The following is a 21,146-nucleotide window of genomic DNA, read 5'->3' on the forward strand; positions in this document are numbered from 1 at the left end:
TCCCCGTTACGGTATAGCAACGAGCGGTCGCCGACCACGAAATTAGTGGTCGGCGACCGCTCGTTGCTGTGGAGATAATACTTTCCTCTTTGATCTGTCCCCACATGGTGTAAGAATCACTGAAGAACTGTGAAGTACATCATAGAAAATATTTTATTAAAGATGTATAGTTTGAAATAAGAATACATATTATAGAAATCACATGTAGGACTCCTCTTGGGCTTTTCGCGTATACGAGTATTGATGCTTTTCTATGCTTAGGGGATATATAAAGAGGTAATAATCTGTGAATATTAGAAAAAGAACGCAAAAGAAGTTTTACTGGCTCACTCTGGGCATGCTATGTTGCCTGATCTTATGTTTGAGTGCTTGTAGTAATCAGCCTACTTCGGATACAGGGAATGTGCCAACTATCCCCACGACTTCAGTAAAAGGGAGCATGACTGCGATTGTGCATGCAAGCAGTACGGCGAAGGCAACCTCGGGTAGCGTGGGGAGTGGAGGGAGTGGAGGCAGTCCGACAAGCTCTGCAGTGCGTCTGACAACGGTGCGTATGATCAATCAGTCGGTTGGATGGGCGGTTGCCAACAAGACGACGGTTCTGCGTACTATCGATGGCGGTGACCATTGGATGATTGTGACACCTACCTATACCAATGGCCCATCCAGCCAGCTGCCGCCAACCTTTACGTTTACCGATGGCTTGCATGCCTGGATTGCTTATCAGGCTGGCATGTATCAGAATCCGGTGACGATATTGCGCACGACGGATGGCGGACAGACATGGGGAAAAACAACCATCTCGCCATCAAACGTATCACATATTGTGGCCTTACAATTTCGCGGGACTATTGGGTGGTTGATGCTTGGTGGTGATCCTGGTGCCGGTCACGAGGGATATAGCTTCTATAAAACGACGAATAGTGGTGCGAGCTGGTCGGCTTTATCGACGCTCTATACCAGCGATCAAGTCAGTGGCATCTCGTTTCTTGATACGACGACAGGTTTCCTGGCTTTTGGAGGTCCTTATGCCACGCCTCAGCTGGCTGTGACCCATGATGGTGGCCTGACGTGGACCAATCTCAGCCTTCCAGTGATCAAGAATCTGCCATCTGCGGCGGGTGAATACCTGACCACGCCTCCTGTTCTCTTTGGATCGCATGGTTATCTGCCCGTCTATGTGTCGATCGGGACATCGATCCAGGGATTTGTGGTCTATCAGACGCTTGATAGCGGTAAGACCTGGATCGCTGGCGATGCCAAAACATTGCGTTCCAGTGGGAGTCCTGGTAGCCCAAGTGACTTTTATATCGTTGATCAGTCCCACGGCTATGTCACCGATAATTACGGTATAACCTGGATGACTACTCTGAATAATGCTGATCTACAGAACGGTACTTATTGGCGCAAATTGGACGGAGTGGTTGGTCCTGAGGTTCATTCGCTTAGCTTCACTGATAACCAGCATGGATGGGCAGCAGGCAATGGTCTGTGGCGCACCTCCAATGGAGGAAACTCCTGGCAAGAGGTGAATTATACAGTCCTATAAATAACCCAAAAGTAGCGTCGTACGCTCGCGTACGATGTCCACTCGACGTACGATCAGGCACCCCGGTGTGGCTCGCTGTAAGCCTGCTGTCTCGTACGAGAAACTGGACATCGTACGCGAGCGTACGACGCTACTTTTGGGTTCAGAAATTGCACACGTGCACAGGTCTTTATTTTTACAGAAGTGTGTTTATGACAGAAAAATATCCTAAAAAAATATGATTTAGGTTGAGAAACCTTAACTGGTGGTGGTACCTTTTCTTAACCAAAAAGAAGTGCCCGCATGTGCATTTCTAAATAGTGGTAGTATTTTGCGTAGAGCACGAAAGTTGAATGTCAATGAGTAAATTCATGGCCAGCTTAATCGATGTAGTGATATGTGTGAAAGGCAGTGAAGTGAATAATGTACTTTTTTCTTATGTCTGCTGCTCGCCGTAAAAGTTGCCTACCAACAGACGTGATGCATATAGAAATTGTTGATCGTAGTCTAAGAGAGGGTTAAGAAATCATGCCGACCAAGTTACGAGCTAATTTAGGATCAAGCACCTCCATGTACTCGCAGAGGCGAGGACGGCGCTTTTCGCCGCTGATGCTGATTGGTATCATTGTTCCACTGGTACTTCTGATTATTGGTGGATCAGTGTTCGCATGGTATAAAGTTGCATCTCATGCTGCTGCGGCCGATCCGAATCCTAACTGCACCTTGCAAGTGCCCGCGAACCCACTATCTGCGAAGGGACTTGCTACGCCATATCAGCTCTCGGCACCCGATGCGGCTGCCAATGGACCTTGTAACGAGGCCAATGCAGCTCAAAGTGCCTTTGTCCAGGGTGTTATTTATGATCCGGCTACAGGCGCATTTAGCGTATATAATCCATTGGTCATTGATGCTGGTACGCAGCCAGCAGTTGTCCCAACTGCTCCTACGTTGCCTGCAAATGCCGTCGTGGGTCTCTGGTTTGGATTTAACGGGACCAACCTGACACTCAAAGGAGCGACAGGAAATACGCTCAATCAGGGCAGATGTGTCAATGGCCTGAATGGATCGGTCTTTGGACAATTTGCCTATTGTAATGCAGTGCGCTTCTTTGCCTCTGCCAAACAGGGGATTGCCGCTGGCCTGGTGAAGGTACCGGCTCTGGGAACTGCTAAAGATGGTATGCCATGCCTGACATCACGCGACTTTGGCTTGATTGACCAGGACCAGAGCGATAACGTTCAGACACAATACATTGCCAATGGAAATGGTCAGACAGCACAATTTAGTGCAGCCAACCAGGCTGCGGTTGCAAATGGAACCACCATCGCCAATCCGAGCGATAACGCTCTGCTTACAGCATTTGTTGATCCTGCGCTTGGTTGTACTCCCTGGACTGCTCCTGACCTGGCCAATAATAACACGCCAGTCTCTGCGCTTGCCCTGGATGAGATTATGGCCAATGCTGATCAGGCTGCTCCCATCGCGCTTCTTCCAGTAACTGACCCGATGGTATTGAATAATAATAATGCTAGCCTGAGAAAAACTAATTTATACCGCGTTGGTGTAGATCAGGCCCCTGCCGGCAATGCTGGGGCGGCAAGTGGTACAACCTATTGTCAGAACTTCTTTACAACTGGTTTAGCCCGTCTCAAATTAGACATGCCTATCACCGTGGCGGCTACCTCGCCAGTACCAGACGCTGCAAATTCTCTGTTCTCCTTTCTGGCGATGCGCTATAACCAATCTTTCACCAATCTAAACTGTCAGAATCTTATCAATCAGGCCAACCCGGTTACCCTCCAGATGGACGGAAATGGCATTGTGATTGGCGCTACCTTTGCAGGTGCTGCAAATGGGGGAGGCAATGGAGGGGCAGGTAACGGCGGAGGCAATGGAGGTACAGGCAACGGTGCTGGGACAGGTGCTGGCGGAGTACAACAAGTAGCAACCGGTCAGGCCACTATTGCTCTTGATACGCAGGCTGGTAACGCCGATGTGACGTTAGCACTCACATATCCAAATCATCCGAATCAGAGAGTCAATGTTAATCTTGCTCCCAATAGTTGCACGGGAACGGCGACCTTTACACAGGTCGAAGATACAGATGGCAACGGGGCTGTAAATGCAAGTACGGTGATTAACGGTCTGCAAGGACTTACCGCATTGCCAGCCAACTGGTTCTTTACCGTGACAGATCCAAATCAGGCTGGAACTCCAGTGGTCGGCTGTGGAAGTGTTACTGTCAATGGTGTAAATGGTACCGCAGTCTTAGGGACTGTTGCCACTGCTTGTACGACGACTGGTGCCACGGCCGCACCAACGACAGCTGCCGCCGCACCAACGACAGCCGCCGCTGCACCAACGACAGCCGCCGCTGCACCAACGACAGCCGCCGCTGCACCAACGACAGCTGCCGCTGCACCAACGACAGCCGCCGCTGCACCAACGACAGCCGCCGCTGCACCAACGACAGCCGCCGCTGCACCAACGACAGCCGCCGCTGCACCGACAACAGCTGCAACCACGCCTTGTGGGACGGCTACAACGCCAACTGCTGGTAACGGTGGTACCGTAACGACATCACCAACGGCTCCTGCTTCGGCTGGTAATGTAACAAAAAAGAATAGAATGTATGGTAATAACAAGAAGCATTCGAAGTGGTAAGTCTCCTGCTGTGGGACGAGCATAGAAGAGTGAGAGAGAAGGCGTGCAAAAACTTGCATGCCTTCTCTCTATTTTTATACTTTATGGGTCGGTGACTCAGATTTTTAGCTCTTTATAGAAGAAAAGAGGAAGCGATAAGAGCTTCAGATCATAAAACTCTTATCGCTTCCGCAAAGGTGCTTATCACCACTGCTTCCTGGCTGGATTAATCTCCATACCAGGGCTCAATCGCTACGCAATCGTATGAGCGAAGCCGCCTGCGAGGCTCAGACGTTTCTTCAACCGATCAGTTCCCCATGACCGAGCTTATAGTCGGCTTCGCTTATGCTCCTGATTGCTACTTAGCCGTAAGAGCATGGCGTTTACGATTGCTTTGTATTGCCTGTTACCAGCAGGGTGCTACATTGCGGCTGAAACCTGACCACATGGAATAGGATGGCATGTAGTTGGTATAGCTTGGGGCTGATGGTGGGCAAGGTGCAGCACTATTAGGGAAACTTGGGGTTGATGGCGTACATGATGTGCCGCCAGGGAAACTTGGGTATGCCGGCTGGCATGGTGCTGCGCTGTTAGGATAACTTGGTGCAGTCGTGCCAGGATAACTTGGTGCAGTCGTGCTAGGGAAACTTGGTGCAGTCGTGCTAGGGAAACTTGGTGTCGATGTCTGACAAGGTGCAGTTGTGCTAGGGAAACTTGGATAGGATGGCTGACATCCTTGTGTTGGAGTATATCCGGTAGGTGCAGTTGATGGGCCTACTGGTGGCGTTGTATCCACAGGCGTAGCTGTGATAATTACCGGCGGCAATGGTGTCGCTGTTGATGTGACGTAGTTAATTGGTGGCGCTTGATTATATTGCACAATTGGTGCTGGATTTTGTGCAAAGTAAATCGTTTGCTGTGGTGGCGCCGGCAGGTTGACGGTTATTTGTGGTGGTGTCACGTTGATTGTGTTTGGTGACGGCTGAATCAAGATAGGTGGTGCTGGCGTCTGTGGAATATCGATTGAAACAGGCGTCAGTACAATATTAATTGGAGCTGTTGGTGGCTGCTGAACCACAATTGGCGTGGTTGCGTCGCTGGGGACCTGACCTGGTGTGGTATTGGGTCCTTGCGTTGATCCAGGATAGGTTCCACCAGGATAGGTACTGGGTCCAATTGGTTGTGTGTCGCATGGTGGCAGCGGCACCGGAGTGCACGAAGCATCAAAATGAGCAGTAGTGGATACTACATGGTTATGAATAGTGTGGGTCGCTGCATATGCGCTATGAGGTACCAGCAAGGCCGCGAATCCCAGTGCCAGGGCTGCTGTTCCTACTAATTGCTGTCCCCGTGCGAAATTGCTACGGGATTGGTGTAAGGTCATATTTATCCTCGTACTGTATTCTACTTGCGCTGCTAGAAAAGCGTCTCTAGCAGCATAAATTGTAAATAGGGAGCCCACGAATTTTTATTGTATGAGTCCCTATTAATAGTATACAGATCGCGATAAATAGATAAAAGCTTATTTTGTGCAGTAGTGACGCTTTCCACTTTGTCAGGCGGATAGAACTGGCTGAAGTCCTTCGCGGCGATAAGCGGCGGCTGACTCGTATTTGTTGGCGTAGACACGGTCGCCGCAAAACACATTTTTGCGCGCAAATTCTAGCGGAGTTTCCAGGCGCAGGCGCTCCTGAACCGGTTTTCTTTTAGCACCGATGCCCAGAAACCATGGATCTGCCAGGGGAGCATATTGCTCTGCATGGACCCAGTTGGGGCAGGGGAGGAGATATTTTGCGCTGAGATATTCGACGGATGCAGCACAAAAGACGGCCCAGCGCTGTTGCTCAAGCGAGGCATTCAGCGGCAGAGAGACAGCCTGATAGAGCAGATCGGCGCGTTGATCTGTCGCATAGCCAAAGAAATCATTCATAAAGTTGCCGAGCGCCACCCAGGGAGTCTCGCCGGAGCAGATCTCCACATAGGCATCATGCAACGTATGCAATCTCTGATCGAACATTTTATCTATCCTCCACTTCTATTGTACCATGGAAGAAAGAAGCATGCAGGCATCTATCCGAAAAGAGCATCCAGGGTCTTGGGGAGCATCTCATGGGCGTGCCAACGGGTGTCCGGGACAAAAAAGTTGATGAGTTCTTGCGCCTGCTCACGTGTTGCTAGATCCAACTCGTCGAGGAGGACATCGATGTCATCGCTATCCTTTGGACGACCGGCCATCAATTTCAGCACTAGTAGACATCTTTTTGAGGGGATATCGACCTGCAAATGATGTCCTGAGAACCACGGCAGCAACTCGGGAGCAGGCATCATATCACGGACAAAGAGCGCGGCGTCGTCGTTGAGCCAATCCTTGGGCAGATGATGCTTGCGGGCGACGATGCGTACCGCTTTCACCAGGGCATCGCTTTGAGGTGTCCTGGTGAGCGTATCGATCTTGTCGAAGACCGCATCGATGTCTTTTGTGGCCTTCCGATGAGACATCCCGTGGGCCAAGATAGCACCACCGCCCGGGACCCAGCAGCGGATGACTGTCTCCGTCAAGAGTGGTTGTGCGGCAATCGCATCGTCCAGATCACGTAAATAGATTTCGATTTGTGCTCGGCTCTCCACTAAATCTGTAACCTTTCTCTGCTTTTTTCTAGTGTAGCCTATTCTTGGTTCAGCGACAAGGCTTATGCTGTGTTTTTTAGAGAAGAGCGGATTAGATAAGCAGGAGGAGTCCGATGACGACGACGATGACGCCTCCAATTTTTTGTCGCATATGGTTCCTCTCTTTGAGGATCAGGATGGCAAGGATGACGGTGACGATTGTTCCTGAGGCGCTGATGGGTGCGATTAATGAGGCGTTTCTGGCGACTTGATAGGCTCTCGAGATGCAGATACTTCCCATTGTGGCTGTACAGGAGACGATACATACGCTGAGCAGATGCTTTGGCTGTCGATAAAAAGACAACTTTTTGTAGATTTTTGGGCGGATACAGATGAGTAATAGGAGTGGGAGGAACCAGGTGTAGGCGTTAAAAGAGAAAACGTCATAGTCTCTCACGACATAGTCTCCAACGATGTTGTTGAGCGCATAGAGTAGCGCGGCCATCATAGCAAAAATGACGGCATGGTTGAACACAAAGCGCTTTTTCCTCCATTGCGCGATGCCAATGCCAATCAAGACGATGAAGGTCCCTAAAAGCCTCCTACTGGAAAAGGTCTCCTGTAACGCAAAAAAGGCCAGAACCACCTCCCAGAGGTTTTGGGTGGAGAGCAAGATACTGCATTCCGAGGCCTCTAAATATTTGACGGCTCTGAAGCGGCAGATGGGAGCTAACATGCCGGCGAGCATCAAAAACGCAAAAAAAGGGACTTGATGCCACGAAATCGCATACTGGAAATTCCCACGCGCTATTGCGAGCGACAACGTAAGCAAGCCTGCGATCCCATAGTACACAAAGGTTTGTGCGAAGGGATCTGACTTAATATCTCTCATTACTACTCTATGAAATAGATTACTAAGAGAAAACAGCAGGGTGCTTAATACAATTAATACTGTCCATGACATAGAATAGGCACTTCCTTTATTCACTTTCTTATAGAATAGATTATAAATAAATGGAAGTCAAATAGAGCAATTTATATCTTGGATGTATTTATAGTCGTAAAAACTACCTGGAAAAGCATAGCACCATACAAGGTAATATGTAATGCTCAAATTCTCTACACCAAAAATAACATCGTAGGCCTGTATACGATGCGTCGCTTCAGGTATGAAAATCCAACCAGCGGTGTGTAACGCCTGGACTAGCTGAGATGCTCGCTGATGCGGTAGGCGTTGGCGAGGATGGTGAGAACGGGATTCACTCCGCCGTTGGTGACGTGGAGCGAGGCGTCGACGATATGGACATTGTCATGCCCCCAGACGCGTCCCCATTTGTCGGTAACGGAGGTGGCGGGATCATCGCCCATCCGGCACGTGCCCGCTTGATGCTGTCCGCCGCTTGGTCCTTCGGCTCTGGCTCGGGTGAGTGGAACAATTGTCCGAGCACCGCTAGCCATGAGCCAATTGCTCGCCTTCTCAGCCATAAATTCCATTGTCTTATAGTCAAGATCGTGGATGCTGCCACTGAGGCGAATGACCGGGATGCCGAAGCCGTCGCGTACGTGTGGATCGAGCGTAACTCTGGCCTCGGGATTAGGGATTTCCTGTCCCGGTCCCGTGACAAGGATCATGCGGGGGTAAAGATCGCGCATGCCCTGCTTGCTATCTGCGCCCCAGCGGGGGATAACTCCGAGGGAGGTGAGCATGTTCCAGCTAGCCAATGGCGTCTGGATAAAGTCATTGGCTAGCATACCGCCGCCGATAATCCCGTCGTTGTGATGGCGGAAGTCGTTGGTCGCGATATTTGGACCTGGTCCAAAGCAATCCTGAATATCCTGGGTAAAAAGCCCGATGGCTCCAGTGTAGACGTGTCCTTGCAGGTGGCGTCCAACCTGATCGTGATTGTTGCCGAGTCCATTGACCTCACGCGCTGAACTGCTATTAAGTAGCAGACGAGCAGTCTCGATAGCACCGGCCGCGAGGATGATCTGCTGCGCGTTGATCGTGCGTCTCTGGATAGATCCGTCGTGAGAAGTCACCAGCGCCACCGCAGTTGCCTTGCCCTCCGTGTTCGTGAGCAACTTCTCAGCCCGGACGTTGATGAGCACCTCGCAACGGCCCGTGGCGATGGCTCGCTGGATGACGGTGTTATACGTCCCATTTTTGAACTCGCCGGGACAGCCGAAACCGACGCAGGCCGCGCAATTGAGGCAAGCTCCACGACCGTCGCGAGGCACCGAATTAATCAGGAGTGGCACGGGACCTGTCTTAATTCCCATCGTCCGAGCGCCAGCGTCGAGGACTTTACGGGCTGCGTTGCCGGGCAGTGGCGGCATCGGATAATCCCGTGAGCGAGGACCGGTGGCGCTATCCCCGGATGGATCTCCAGACACCCCGATCTCCCATTCGGCCCGCGTATAGAACGGTTCAAGATCTTCATAGGAGATTGGCCAATCCGCCAGCGAACTATCTGTGGGGACACCATACGTTGTAGCCATACGGAAATCCTCGGGAGAAAAGCGCCACGCCTGCGCACCGTAGACGCGTGTGCCACCACCGATCGTCATCGCGTTATTATTCCAGCGATAATCTGCTGGAGTGATAACCTCGTCCCCGGCGGACGTCGAGAAGACCCGAGGATTTCCCTCGCTGGGCGGTCCCGCCGGAGTATCATAGCCCAGAACCACCCTCTGATTGCGTAGATGATCCGGTCGGAGATCGCTCGTGAGTAGCCAGTCGCCGCGTTCAACCAGCAACACCTGATGTCCAGCCTCAGCCAGCACACAGGCCGCCACGCCACCGCCTGCGCCCGCACCGATTACCACATACTCATAGGCGGCTTGCAGATGCTCCCAGGAGAGCGTCCGGGGAGGCGTCGCAGCTATCTGCGGCCAGATTGTCTGCTTCTGAACCGGACGATAACCGATCATCGACCAGGAGATCGCAGCACGATTGCCTCCGTTATCTGGATCGCTATAGAAGCCGTGGATCGTCAAATTGAGCAGCAACTGCGCAAAATCCTGAGCAGGGACCGTCCAGGATAGAATTGTCCTGCCCGCCAGCAAATCCTCAAAGAGAGCATCTTGCTCTGCCGCAGGGATAGCGGCAAAGCTTTTCCCATCGTAGCGGGCTGCCGACTCCCGCTCAAGATCGTCCAGACCAGACTCGATCAGCGGTCGACGGCTTGCAAGATCGCTTGTGAGCACGCGCTTAATAAAGACTCCCACGCCGGCTTGCCAGCCCGATGGATGGCTATCCGCCGGGATAATTCTGTCTACTAATGCTTCAAGCGTCCGATTGGTGTCCAATGCCTCACCCATATTTTTACTTTGCTCCTTTGCGCGCTCATTGCTAGCCTCTTCTTTGACGATAATGCAGGACTCTCTAGTATAAACGTATGTGAAGAATACAAATCCTCTTTGGATTTCTATAAATAAGCAGGCAGGCTTTATATATAGAGCGGAATGTGAGCAGGTTCTATGCATTTGAAGATTTTCTCTCTAGGCGCGTTTAATAGATGTAAAGATGAATTTTATTAGGAAGGTGATAGAAGATAAATGATATGACAGATTGAATTAATACGAGTCACATGTGCAGGATGTGTGTCAGGAATGCGCGGACACGCGCATCATACAGGTTGGGATTTTTATTCCACGACTGGACGTGTTCTGCGCCCTGGACGCGATAGTAGGTGACAATGCTGGCATGGAGCCTGGCAAAGGTGTCGCTGACGGCGATGGGTGTGGAGCTATCGCTGGTGCCGTGGAAGAGCAGGATCGGTATCTGCTTTTGTGCTTGATCGAGTTGGTCGAGGCGATCGAAGTTGATGCCGCTGCGCAGCGAGGCGATGGATTCGACGATATTGGCGAAGGCGTCGGGCAGATGGCGATGAGCGGCCTGGAAGTTCAGGGTGGAGCGCCAATCGAGGACGGGGGCGTCGAGAATGAGTGCCTGGACGCTGCTGGCGTACGTTGAATGCTCAAGGAACTCTTCGGCGATTGATCCGCCCATCGACCATCCATAGAGGACAAGATGGTGAGCACCGTGCTGCATGGCATATCTGACAGGTGCCTCGACGTCTTGCCACTCGCTATCGCCGAGATGCAGCAAGCCATCGGGACTCTTTGGGGCGTCGGCGTCGTTGCGATAGGCGGCCTCCAGGATGGGCAGTCCCAGCTTTGCCAGGGGTTGAAAGAAGTGGACGCCTGATCCCAGTGAATCGTTGCGGCCGTGGATCAAGATGGCCCAGGTATCTAATTTTCCAGGCACGTACAGCGTGGGTAGATCTCCAAGTGGACTTGTGAGCTGAATCTCCTGAACGTGCACTCCTCGGGCGGGATCGAGCTTGCCGAAGGGGCTGCTGCCCCGATGATTGGGGACCAGGAGGTCATTGGTGAAGATGAATCCAGCGCTTCCGGTCACGATCGCCAGCAACAGGATGACTGACAGTAGGAGCAATAGCCATCGGCGTAGTCGCAGCCTGCCTTTGTGGAGTGTCGAATTTTGTCTGATGATCATCGTCACACATTTCTTTCTCTGGATTTTCTTCTGATGATCATATCATGATATGTGCGAAATAATTGTATAGCCGGGCTGCTCTTTTCGCATGCATCATATTATTGTGGATTGTTTTTTGAGATGATTTTCCGTTGACATTCGTTTGAAATCCTGTTACATTCTCGTTAATCGATTAACAGGCAGCTTTTAACAAGGATGTTTCCCGTGTCTGGTCGATTTAATCGATTAACTGTTGGATCTATGAGCGGGCAAAGAGGCTTTGTATGACGACGATCTATGACGTTGCGAAGGCGGCGGGGGTGACGGCGGCGACGGTTTCGCATGTGCTTTCGGGCAAGAAACCGGTCAGTGATGCGACGCGTGCGAAGGTGTTGCGGTTTGTTGAGGAGTTGGGATATCGTCCGAATCTGGTGGCACGCAGCCTGATTACTCAGAAGACGCGTACGATCGGTTTTGTGGTGCCGATGATTACGAATCCTTTCTACGCGGAACTGATCGAGGTAGCTGAGCGCATCTTGCATCGTGAGGGTTTCCAGATTCTGGTGACCAATACGCAGAATGATAAGCTGTTGGGTGAGGATCTTCTGGTTGATTTGCATGCTCGACGTGTCGACGGCATTATCATGATGAGTGGATCTGGCGGATTGCCTTTCGCGACGCTCAATGATCTTGTGGCCGGGGGCTTGCCTATCCTGGGATGTATCTGGGATGAGGAGGAGCTGGATTTCCCTGCCACGATCGGTTTCGATTATTATACTGGCGGGCGTCTGGTGGCCGAGCATTTTCTGGCGTTGGGACATCGTCGCATTGGCATTGTCGCGCACGGAGTCGTTGGCGAGCGGCTTCGGCATCATCTGCGCGTGGCAGGCTTTGTGGAGGCTTTGGCGGCAGCTGGATATCCTTTCGATGCCGAACTGCTCCTTTATGGTGACTCGTCGGCACGTAGTGGAGAGGCGGCGGCGCTTCAGCTTTTAGCACTTCCAGATCCACCGACGGCTATTTTTGCGACCAATGATTTGATGGCGATCGGAGTGCTCTCCGCTGCATGGATGCGAGGTCTTCAGGTGCCTCATGATCTCTCCGTTGCCGGATTTGATGATATTGTGCTGGCTGCCTATATGACTCCTCCACTGACCACGATCCGGATGGATCGGATTGCTTTGATGGAAAAATCTATCGCGATTTTGCTTGATATGATTGCTGGCAAACGTGTTATCTCGCTGCCATTGTTGGCTCCAACTCTCAGAACACGGGCCTCTACGGGCAAAAAAGTGGAGCGAAGAAAAACATGATTATCTCATCGATCCTGGTATCCCGCCTGAACTGGCATGTCCTGTCATCGGCTGTGATTGTATACGTACAATGGGCATGAAAAGCTTGTTGCGCGTCATGTAATGTTACTGAATACTCGTTGAGGAGATGATATGTTTACGCGCAAATATTTATATAATATAATTTTTCTTATCATGCTAAGCTGCTTACTTTTTCCGCTGCTGGTTGCCTGTGGAGGTTCAAGCAGCACCACTTCCAATGGACCTGTCACGCTCACCTTCTGGTCCTGGGTACCCAATCTTCAGGCTGAAGTCGATCTTTTTGAAAAATCGCATCCCAACATCAAGATCAAGTTGGAGAATGCAGGACAGTCGGCACCAGAGTATACCAAGCTACAGGCGACTTTGAAGGCTGGTACTGGAGCGCCAGATGTAGCCCAGATCGAGTTATCTCATCTTCCTGAATTTATCTTAACCGGTAAACTGCTCGATCTGACTCAATATGGTGCCGATGCGGTCAAAAATGATTATGTCTCCTGGGCCTGGAACCAGGTCTCGCGGGATAATAAAGTCTATGCCATCCCACAGGATAGTGGTCCCATGGGGATGCTGTATCGTAAGGATATTTTTGTACAATACCATCTCGCGGTGCCGACGACCTGGGCCGAATTTGCTCAGGAGGCCGAAACTCTCCATAATGCCAATCCCAACATCTATCTGACCAACTTCCCCAACGACTCGTCCCCTTTTGAGGCGTTCGCGGCGCAGGCCGGTTCCCGACCCTTTAGCGTAAGCGGAACGACCGTGGGCATCTCAATCAATGATGCCGGAGCTCTGAAGGTGGCGAATTATTGGAATGGGCTGATTAATAATGGATCGGTTTCTACCGCCTCGGACTTTACTAACGATTGGTATGCGGGCCTGGGAAATGGAACCTATGCCACGTGGCTCACGGCTGCCTGGGGACCAGTCTTCCTCTCGGGCGTTGCTGCCAAATCTGCGGGTAAATGGGCTGTGGCACCGTTACCGCAGTGGAATGCAGGAGATTCCGTCTCTGCCAACTGGGGAGGCTCATCAGACGCCGTCACCACGCAGAGCCGGCATCCGAAGGAAGCGACCGAGTTTGCAATCTGGTTGAACCATGACTCAGCCTCCACATTGATGTTGAACCAAAAGCAATCGCTCTTTCCCGTTCTCAACAGCACTCTGACCAATAGCGCCATTAATACGGCCGTCCCTTTCTTTGGAGGGCAAAAGGTCAACGAGATCTTCAGTGCATCATCCAAGGCGATCGACACAACCTATCAGTGGAGTCCTTTCGAGAGTTATGTTGATAACGAGCTACGAAATCAGCTCGCAGCCGCCAATAGTGGAAAATACACACTTGCGCAAGGACTACAGAATCTGCAACAATCAACTGTAACCTACGCGAAAAGCCAGGGTTTCACCGTCAAATAATTTAAAGGTGGTTTTTTCTATGCAATATGAGCAGGAGTTAAAGCGCCGTTTTCCAGTGACCGGTAGGGAACGGGATCGGAGAAGATCGAGGTGGCATATCTGGCGTCGGCACGTCGGCTTTCCCTATCTTTTCATGGCACCGTTTCTGATCTTATTTCTGCTGTTCTTTCTTTTTCCGCTGGGCTATGCGCTGTGGGTCAGTCTCTTTGCCGATCGCTTGATCGGAGGGACCGTTTTTATGGGGGTGCAAAACTATCTTCAGGTATTTCAGGATAGTACCTTCTGGGATGGCATTCGTCGTATGCTGCTCTTTATGATTGTCCAGGTGCCTGTAATGCTGATCTGTGCGCTGATCTTTGCCTTACTCCTCGATAGTGGGCTCCCGTGGGCCAGGACACTCTTTCGTCTGGGATATTTTCTTCCCTATGCCATCCCAGAGGTTGTCTCGGCGCTGATCTGGGGATATCTCTACGGCCCAAGTTTTGGGCTTTTTACGCAGGTGGCCAATGCTATCCATGTTGCGCCCCCTGCCTTTCTGAGTAGTTCGTGGATGCTGACTTCGATTGGGAATGTCGTGACCTGGCAGTATATGGGCTACAATATGATCGTTATGTATACAGCATTGAAGGGTATTCCCTCAGATCTGTACGATGCGGCTCGCGTCGATGGAGCCTCCGGCATCAACGTTGCACGCTTCGTCAAGATCCCCTTGATCGCGCCTGCCATTACACTCACCATGATATTTTCTATTATTGGTAGCCTGCAACTGTTTGGCATCCCTCAGATCATGTCCACACTGGCACCCGACGTGATCAATAGTTACTATACGCCAAACTACTATGCCTACACGCTGGCATTCACCAATCAACAATACAACTACTCGGCTGCCATCTCCTTCACACTGGGGCTGATCGTCTTTATCTGCTCGTACCTTTTTATGTATCGCAGCAATAGGGGGCTTCGCTAATGGCTGTCTACTCACGCACATCGCGATCGGACGCTCAACCTGAGTCCTTGTCGGCGCGTGCGTCACGACCAGCCAATCGGCGCTGGCAGGGACGCAGTATCGTAACATCGCTTATGCTGCTCAGCCTGATCTATTTTTTGCTGCCGTTCATCTGGCTTATCATCTCGGCGACGAAGACGAATGCCGATCTTTTTTCCACCTTCGGGCTAGGCTTTGCCAGAGATTTCAATCTTTTTACTAATCTTCAAGAGCTCTTTACGCAAGATGGGGGCATCTTCCTGATCTGGATGCTGAATACTCTCTACTACTCGATCTGTAGCGCTGTTGGAGCATCCTTGCTGGCAGCGCTGGCCGGTTACGTCTTCTCGAAATATCTCTTTCCGGGGCGACGACTCCTCTATGCAATTATCCTGGGTTCGGTCATGATTCCCAACACAGCTCTCGCGGTCCCCATCTATTTGCTGCTCAGCAAAGTTGGATTGATTAATACGCCTTTAGCCTTGATTTTGCCGTCGTTGGTCAGTCCTTTCGGAGTGTTTTTGATACGTGTCTATGTCGATCTGTCGGTCCCCGATGAGATTCTGGACGCGGCCCGCGTCGATGGCGCAAGCGAGTTTCGCATCTTCTATAGTATTGTCTTGCGTATCCTTGCGCCCGGATTTGTCACTGTGCTACTCTTTACCTTCGTCGGAACGTGGAACAACTACTTTCTGCCCCTGCTCGTCTTTAGCGATCCGACGCTCTATCCGCTCACGCTGGGATTAGCCACCTGGAACGCAGAAGCAAGCGTCAACGGGGGAGCTCAGTTATTGTATACGCTGGTGATCACAGGAGCGCTTGTCTCGATCACGCCGCTGGTTATCGCCTTCTTGTTTCTACAGCGCTACTGGCAGAGCGGATTGACCGCCGGTAGTGTGAAAGCTTAGCAATGGCGTGCGTGTATGACCCAGCTTGTCGGAAGGTTGAACATGACTTCACTCGGTAGGGGTCAGATACCACTCCTGATAGGGACTGCCATTGTAGTCCGCTTGATCAACTGTCCCGCCATCATCCATTGATTCGTCCGCCACTTCCAGCACTTTATTGCTGTTGCGGTTGACAAGCTTGAAGTTCTGATCGGTGGTATGCACGAATTGCCACTCCTGCGTTGGCGTTGCATCATTGTCCCATTGGTCGATGGTCGCGCCATCGTTTAAGGAAGAGAATTGGACTTCCAGTACCTTGTTGCTGTTGTGATTAATGAGCTCGTAATAGTTGTTTGAGGTCGATTGTATGCTCCACTTCTGTGTTCGTGTTCCGTTATCTCTCCATTGATCAACGATGCTGCCATCGTCGGTTAAAGCACCTGCCACCTCCAGCGTTTTGCCGCTGCCACGATTGATGATATGGAAGGTCTGTCCCGGTTGAAGGTTCGCGACCACGGACTGATTCGCCTGCGCGGTGGCGGTCATCTGTATCTGTGCGATGGCGGTGGCGGATTGGTGTGCCTGGGCGATGGCGGTAGCAGTCTGGCCGGCCTGGAGATTGGCCGTGGCGGTCTGGCTGGCCTGAAGATTAGCGGCAGCGGTTTGACTGGCCTGGATGTTCGCGGCAGCGGTCTGGCTGGCCTGGAGATTCGTGATGGCTGTCTGAGTCGCTTGTGCGGCAACCTGCTGTTGTTGCTGGTTGCTGTAGTAGATGAGTCCGCTGGTCACTCCGATGAGGATGAGCACGAGCAGGATCAGCGCCATCATGATACTTCCCCGCCGATGCTGGCGGCTATTTTCTATGGCTCTATTCCAGGCGGAAGGCGATAATGGGATGATAGGTTCTGCATATGGGTTGGAAGGCGATGAGGGTCTGCCAGGTCCTGGATAGAAATTTGATGGTGAGGATGGCGTGCCGGGTCCTGAATAGAAATTCGATGGTGAGGATGGTCCGCCCGCTCCCGCATATGGGTTGGATGGCGCTGAGGGGATACCAGGCTCTGCATATGGATTAGATGGCGCTGGCGGCGTGTAAGGATTAGGATCGTAGTCCCAATAATTGGTTAATTTTGGATTAGCTATGGTCTCGTCGTTGGACTCATCTGGATTGGATCTATATGCAGCGTTGAGGTTGTGTTCCTGATTGGAATCCTGGCTCATGCTTTTCTCTCCCTGTAAATCACATTTCTCTTCTCTTATCGATTAGACATATGATGATCTCATGCTGGATCGATCAGAAAGCATGAGGAAGATGGCCTTTAAGGTCGCTTGTGAAGGATAATTTCTGCAAAGTATGGATATACTTAAATAGCCGCTAATCGATTGATTATATAGTATAGCATAGACGTTTATCAACGGCTAAGCTTATGTACTTTAGTACTTTGAGGAGAGATCTGTAGCGCCGTACGCTTAGCGTACGACGCCTGGGTTAGACTTGTCCGTAGGTGAGGTGGAAGCGATGATGAGTTCGATTTTTCTTCCATTCGGTGGGCAGCGCAGCCAGCAGGCGATCATATTCTTCCGGCGGAACATGTAGCTGGGAGCAGATGCCTGCTTTGATGCCGACAAAGGCGGATAGGATGTCTTTTTCCAGCAAGACTCCCAGATGTGTGTCCCAACTGCCGATGGGGATATCGATGATATGATGTTCGACCCGGTGCAGCCCGGCTTGTTTGAGCATCATGGAGAGCCGCTCAGCGATATGCAAATCGAAGCTACGTCGCATCAGAAAGGCATTGGAGAGGTCAAGGATACGCTCCGTAGCCGGACCTGCATGATACATCTTGCCGCCCAGTTCAAGCATCTCAACCCAACCTCCTGTACGGGTGACACGGATAAGCTCGGTGATGACACCAGGCCATTCCTTGGACGGAAGTGCCAGGACCAGCATACGTTGATGTGTTAAATTAAAGGTCCGATCGGGAAATGGGAGTCCCTGTAAGACGTTGCCCTCGACGAAGTGATAGTTGGGCGGCGACGATGTGACCGATGCCGCTAATGAGAGCGTCTGAGGCGGTTCGAGATCTAGACCGAAAACACGTGCGGAGGGGAATTGTCGTGCAATCTCATGACCCCAGATGCCGGTGCCGCTTCCCACATCCAGGATCTGCTGGATCGGCTCTTCAACGGGAGCCAAAAAATTGCTTTTTATCGCATAGCGTAATAAATAGTGCTGGAGATTTAAACGAGAACCTTCTTCGATGTCCTTTGGGAGTAAATAGGGAATATCGTTGCGACGACGACGGCTATCATCGCTATGTTCTATTGTAGAATTAGGCGCCTCATATTCCTGATTGATCGCGGTATCCTGGATCTCTTGCCGATTGCCAAAGATCCAGCGGAAGAACCTCATGTATGAACCCTTTCGTCACATCCATTGGTTGATGTGTATACGATGATAGAAAATAAGTGGCAGGGGTGGTTGATCCCTGATGGTCAAAATAGGCAAGCAAGGTGTGATGCTTGTGTAATTATAAATCAATAGATAAGTGAATGTATAAATGTAGCATTAAAATTGTGAGGAAAGCAGTAATACTAAGAGTTATTTAACCTTTTTGATAACATGGCTCGGTGTAGATCTTGCGGATCTCCCCACACTGTCACATCAACACTGATGAGGACCTTGAGCGCTATTGGTTTGACATCTCTTTGAGTTATATGATATCGTTTGTTCAACGGACGTTTAATGAATGAATATGTTAAGAGAGATGAAGGTAGGTTTTTTATGGCCTTAAAATTTGGTGTATCTTTGCCACAAGGCTGGATGATGGATCTGGTCAGCATCAAAGATCCTGGTGCAGCCTATGAGGCGATGACGCGGATCGCTCAGACTGCCGACGAAGTCGGCTTTGAATCGGTATGGCTTGTTGATCACTTTCATACGATTCCGCAACCTTCCCAATAAAAAAGAAGAGAGCCATTCGCTGCACAAATCTGCGGCGGATAGCTCTCTTTGGTCTCATTATCGTGCTCTACTGGTCTCTATGCCTCCCTTGATGATGGTTTTGATGATGGTGGTGATGGTCATGCTGATCATGCTGGTCCTGATGATGGCCTTCCTTCACATCGACGACATCGACGGAGCGGTTGTTGTTCGTATTGATGTCATTGAGAGTTGTGACGGTTGCTATTGTCACCAGGTCTGGTCCGGCGGCGTTGGTGACGATGCCGCTGATGAAGATTGACGGTAGGGACCCTCCTGGAGCCAGCGGTGCGGCGTTGATGCGGTTGGCTGTGATGAGGGTCGGGCTACTATGCGGAAAGGTATAGACATTCATGGAGTTGGCTGCGATGTTCCATCCCAGGCCGCGCACCTGGATGTCTGCCAGGCCAGCGGGCAGTGCCTCGGTGACGCTGATGGGATTGCTGGCACTTTGAGCTGCGCGTGCATTTGAAACGGTCAGGACATAGGTGATCCGTTGACCGACTTTGAAGGGATCGCTACCCAGATGCATTTGGGTGATCATCAGATCGGGATAAGTAGCTGTCACAGGGATTGTGTTAACCGCAGGGAGTACGGTGATGCTATCAACGGCGATGTTGGGATCGTCGATTGAGGTGGTTGTGGCTTGATTGGTAAAGGTGGGGATGGCGTCTGTGGTTAAGGTGCCACTGATGAACAATGGCGGTAGGGCCGTGGCGGCGGCGATGGGATAGGTGCCTGTGTAGACGGCGGTGATGACTGCCGGGCTGATGGCACTGGTGTTTGTGATCTGCCAGCCAGCTCCTGTGGCTACGATATTGGTCAGGCCGATTGGTAGGGTATCGGTGGTGGTCACGGTCTGATTTTCGGGCGTGCTTCCGGCCAGATTGGTGGTGGTGATGGTGTAGTTGATGGTTTGTCCGACCGAGAAGACGTTTCCACCACTGTGGTTGATGACTGTATACAGGTTGGGTTTGGCTATCGCTGGTCCAAATGCTTCAAGCTCGTTGAGCGTGATATAGGGTCCAGCAAACGCTGTGGCGTACATGCGTAGATAGTGGGCGAATCCTGTGAGGCCTGTAAGATCCTGGGATTCTCCGGCTCCTGTGGTCGTGCTATAGATGGTTGTCCAGGTGACGCCGTCGTTAGAGGTCTGGATCTGGTAAGCTGTCGCGAAGTTGGCGCCCCAGAGTAGTTGTACTTCGTCGATGGCTTTAATACTTCCCAGGTCGGCTTCTACCCATTGAGGAGGTCCACTTCCGGCCGCCGATGACCAACTGGTGGCAGGGTTCCCATCGACTGCATTTTCTGCTACTGAGCCCAGTAGTACAGAGGAGGCAGTTGCTGGAGTATCCAGTGCCAGATTTGTTGGTATAGGAGTCACTGTAGGCGTTGGTGTCACTGTAGATGTCGATGTCACTGTAGGTGTAGATGTCGATGTCACTGTAGGTGTAGGTGTCACGACAGCAAATGTATATGTCGAGGCATCATTTGTGCTGTTCGTATCACCTGTAGTAGTGACTGTGGCGGTCGTTGTATAGGAGGCGCCAGTCGTATTTGAGAAGTTAGGTCCGGCCGTCGATGCCAGGGTGCCGGCGACTGTTATGGTTGGCAGTATGGTTTCTGTGCCGATGGGAAAGGTGCCGATATAGGATGCTGTAATTAATGATGGGCTTGTGGTGGTCGATGTGTTGACGGCCCAACTGGCACCTCCGTTGACGGTGACATTTGTGAGACCAAGCGGTAACGGGTCCGTAACCTCAACCGTTGCACCAGTAGTAATGGGGGTGGAGGAAGGTGTTGTCGATACTATAAGGCTGTAAAAGACCGTGTCTCCAATCGTATAAGATGCATACTGCGCTGTGTTGGTGATCGTGGCATCCACACCCGGGGCGTCTCCATTGGCGTGCGTCTTTTTTATAATGGGCAGTTGCTTCATGGGTATGTTCTGCTGTGCCGTCTGAAGCCGTTTGGAGGTTGCGGCAGCATGAGCACTGGAATTTTTTGGCGCAAGCATCAGGAGTTGACTACCAAATAGAAATATGCAGAGTAGGGTTACGCGCAGCCATGTATTGTAGGGTGTGCGAAGCCTTGTTGGCTGCTGAAATTGGTCTATCATTGTACTACCTTCTTCCATTATCTGTCATCATAAGTAAAATATGAAAAGCACGAACAATCAGGAGAAGAGAATCGATTATCAACGTAATCGATTCTCTTCTGTGCGATGCTATTTCAGTTTAATTATACAGATAGTCACCAAGAATC

General features: G+C 51.1%; 15 protein-coding genes and 1 pseudogene. 7 read left to right on the forward strand and 9 right to left on the reverse strand.

The window, feature by feature from the left end:
• The first annotated feature begins 286 nt into the window (after positions 1 to 286).
• Entirely contained in the window at positions 287 to 1,549 is a 1,263-nt protein-coding gene (locus AC27N8_RS33675) for a WD40/YVTN/BNR-like repeat-containing protein (protein ID WP_487073805.1), read from the forward strand.
• Between the two features lie 507 nt (positions 1,550 to 2,056).
• The gene (locus AC27N8_RS33680) at positions 2,057 to 4,192 is read left to right on the forward strand and encodes a hypothetical protein (RefSeq protein ID WP_487073807.1); all 2,136 of its coding nucleotides are present in this window, start codon (positions 2,057 to 2,059) and stop codon (positions 4,190 to 4,192) included.
• A gap of 385 nt (positions 4,193 to 4,577) precedes the next feature.
• Here AC27N8_RS33680 and AC27N8_RS33685 read toward each other — a convergent pair whose 3' ends face one another.
• The 6 genes from AC27N8_RS33685 to AC27N8_RS33710 all read right to left on the reverse strand — a co-directional run bounded on the left by AC27N8_RS33685 (position 4,578) and on the right by AC27N8_RS33710 (position 11,297).
• Entirely contained in the window at positions 4,578 to 5,555 is a 978-nt protein-coding gene (locus AC27N8_RS33685) for a hypothetical protein (RefSeq protein WP_487073809.1), read from the reverse strand.
• Positions 5,556 to 5,726: 171 nt separating this feature from the next.
• Entirely contained in the window at positions 5,727 to 6,188 is a 462-nt protein-coding gene (locus AC27N8_RS33690) for a hypothetical protein (RefSeq protein ID WP_487073811.1), read from the reverse strand.
• Between the two features lie 53 nt (positions 6,189 to 6,241).
• Positions 6,242 to 6,799, reverse strand: a complete 558-nt coding sequence (locus tag AC27N8_RS33695; RefSeq protein WP_487073813.1) for a hypothetical protein — start codon at positions 6,797 to 6,799, stop codon at positions 6,242 to 6,244.
• 91 nt (positions 6,800 to 6,890) lie between these two features.
• Positions 6,891 to 7,742, reverse strand: a complete 852-nt coding sequence (locus AC27N8_RS33700) for a DMT family transporter (RefSeq protein WP_487073815.1) — start codon at positions 7,740 to 7,742, stop codon at positions 6,891 to 6,893.
• A 239-nt stretch (positions 7,743 to 7,981) separates the two neighbouring features.
• Positions 7,982 to 10,099 (reverse strand): GMC family oxidoreductase, encoded by a 2,118-nt coding sequence (locus AC27N8_RS33705; protein ID WP_487073817.1) that lies wholly within the window; start codon positions 10,097 to 10,099, stop codon positions 7,982 to 7,984.
• 265 nt (positions 10,100 to 10,364) lie between these two features.
• Complete coding sequence (locus AC27N8_RS33710) at positions 10,365 to 11,297, reverse strand: alpha/beta hydrolase family protein (protein WP_487073819.1); 933 nt, start codon at positions 11,295 to 11,297, stop codon at positions 10,365 to 10,367.
• A 263-nt stretch (positions 11,298 to 11,560) separates the two neighbouring features.
• Between AC27N8_RS33710 and AC27N8_RS33715 the strand changes: the two genes are divergently transcribed.
• From AC27N8_RS33715 to AC27N8_RS33730, 4 genes are all read left to right on the forward strand, one after another.
• Positions 11,561 to 12,589, forward strand: coding sequence for a LacI family DNA-binding transcriptional regulator (locus AC27N8_RS33715; protein ID WP_487073821.1), 1,029 nt, complete (start codon positions 11,561 to 11,563; stop codon positions 12,587 to 12,589).
• Between the two features lie 132 nt (positions 12,590 to 12,721).
• Positions 12,722 to 14,026: an ABC transporter substrate-binding protein gene (locus AC27N8_RS33720; protein WP_487073823.1), complete on the forward strand. Its 1,305-nt coding sequence runs from the start codon at positions 12,722 to 12,724 to the stop codon at positions 14,024 to 14,026.
• 19 nt (positions 14,027 to 14,045) lie between these two features.
• Positions 14,046 to 14,993, forward strand: coding sequence for a carbohydrate ABC transporter permease (locus AC27N8_RS33725; protein ID WP_487073825.1), 948 nt, complete (start codon positions 14,046 to 14,048; stop codon positions 14,991 to 14,993).
• Entirely contained in the window at positions 14,993 to 15,919 is a 927-nt protein-coding gene (locus AC27N8_RS33730; protein WP_487073827.1) for a carbohydrate ABC transporter permease, read from the forward strand. The genes AC27N8_RS33725 and AC27N8_RS33730 overlap by 1 nt, the downstream gene beginning before the upstream one ends.
• A gap of 48 nt (positions 15,920 to 15,967) precedes the next feature.
• Here AC27N8_RS33730 and AC27N8_RS33735 read toward each other — a convergent pair whose 3' ends face one another.
• Together AC27N8_RS33735 and AC27N8_RS33740 are read right to left on the reverse strand one after the other, a co-directional pair.
• Positions 15,968 to 17,119 carry an RICIN domain-containing protein gene (locus AC27N8_RS33735; protein WP_487073829.1) on the reverse strand — a complete coding sequence of 384 codons (1,152 nt, stop codon included), beginning with the start codon at positions 17,117 to 17,119 and terminating at the stop codon, positions 15,968 to 15,970.
• A 268-nt stretch (positions 17,120 to 17,387) separates the two neighbouring features.
• On the reverse strand, positions 17,388 to 18,311 hold the full coding sequence (locus AC27N8_RS33740; protein ID WP_487073831.1) for a class I SAM-dependent methyltransferase: 924 nt from the start codon (positions 18,309 to 18,311) through the stop codon (positions 17,388 to 17,390).
• Positions 18,312 to 18,683: 372 nt separating this feature from the next.
• Between AC27N8_RS33740 and AC27N8_RS33745 the strand changes: the two are divergent.
• A pseudogene (locus AC27N8_RS33745) lies at positions 18,684 to 18,860 on the forward strand (LLM class flavin-dependent oxidoreductase); the annotation flags it as partial.
• A gap of 70 nt (positions 18,861 to 18,930) precedes the next feature.
• Here the strand turns inward: AC27N8_RS33745 and AC27N8_RS33750 are convergent.
• Positions 18,931 to 21,000: a discoidin domain-containing protein gene (locus AC27N8_RS33750; RefSeq protein WP_487073833.1), complete on the reverse strand. Its 2,070-nt coding sequence runs from the start codon at positions 20,998 to 21,000 to the stop codon at positions 18,931 to 18,933.
• Positions 21,001 to 21,146 lie beyond the last annotated feature (146 nt).

This window comes from Dictyobacter sp. Z7_2, assembly GCF_057551105.1.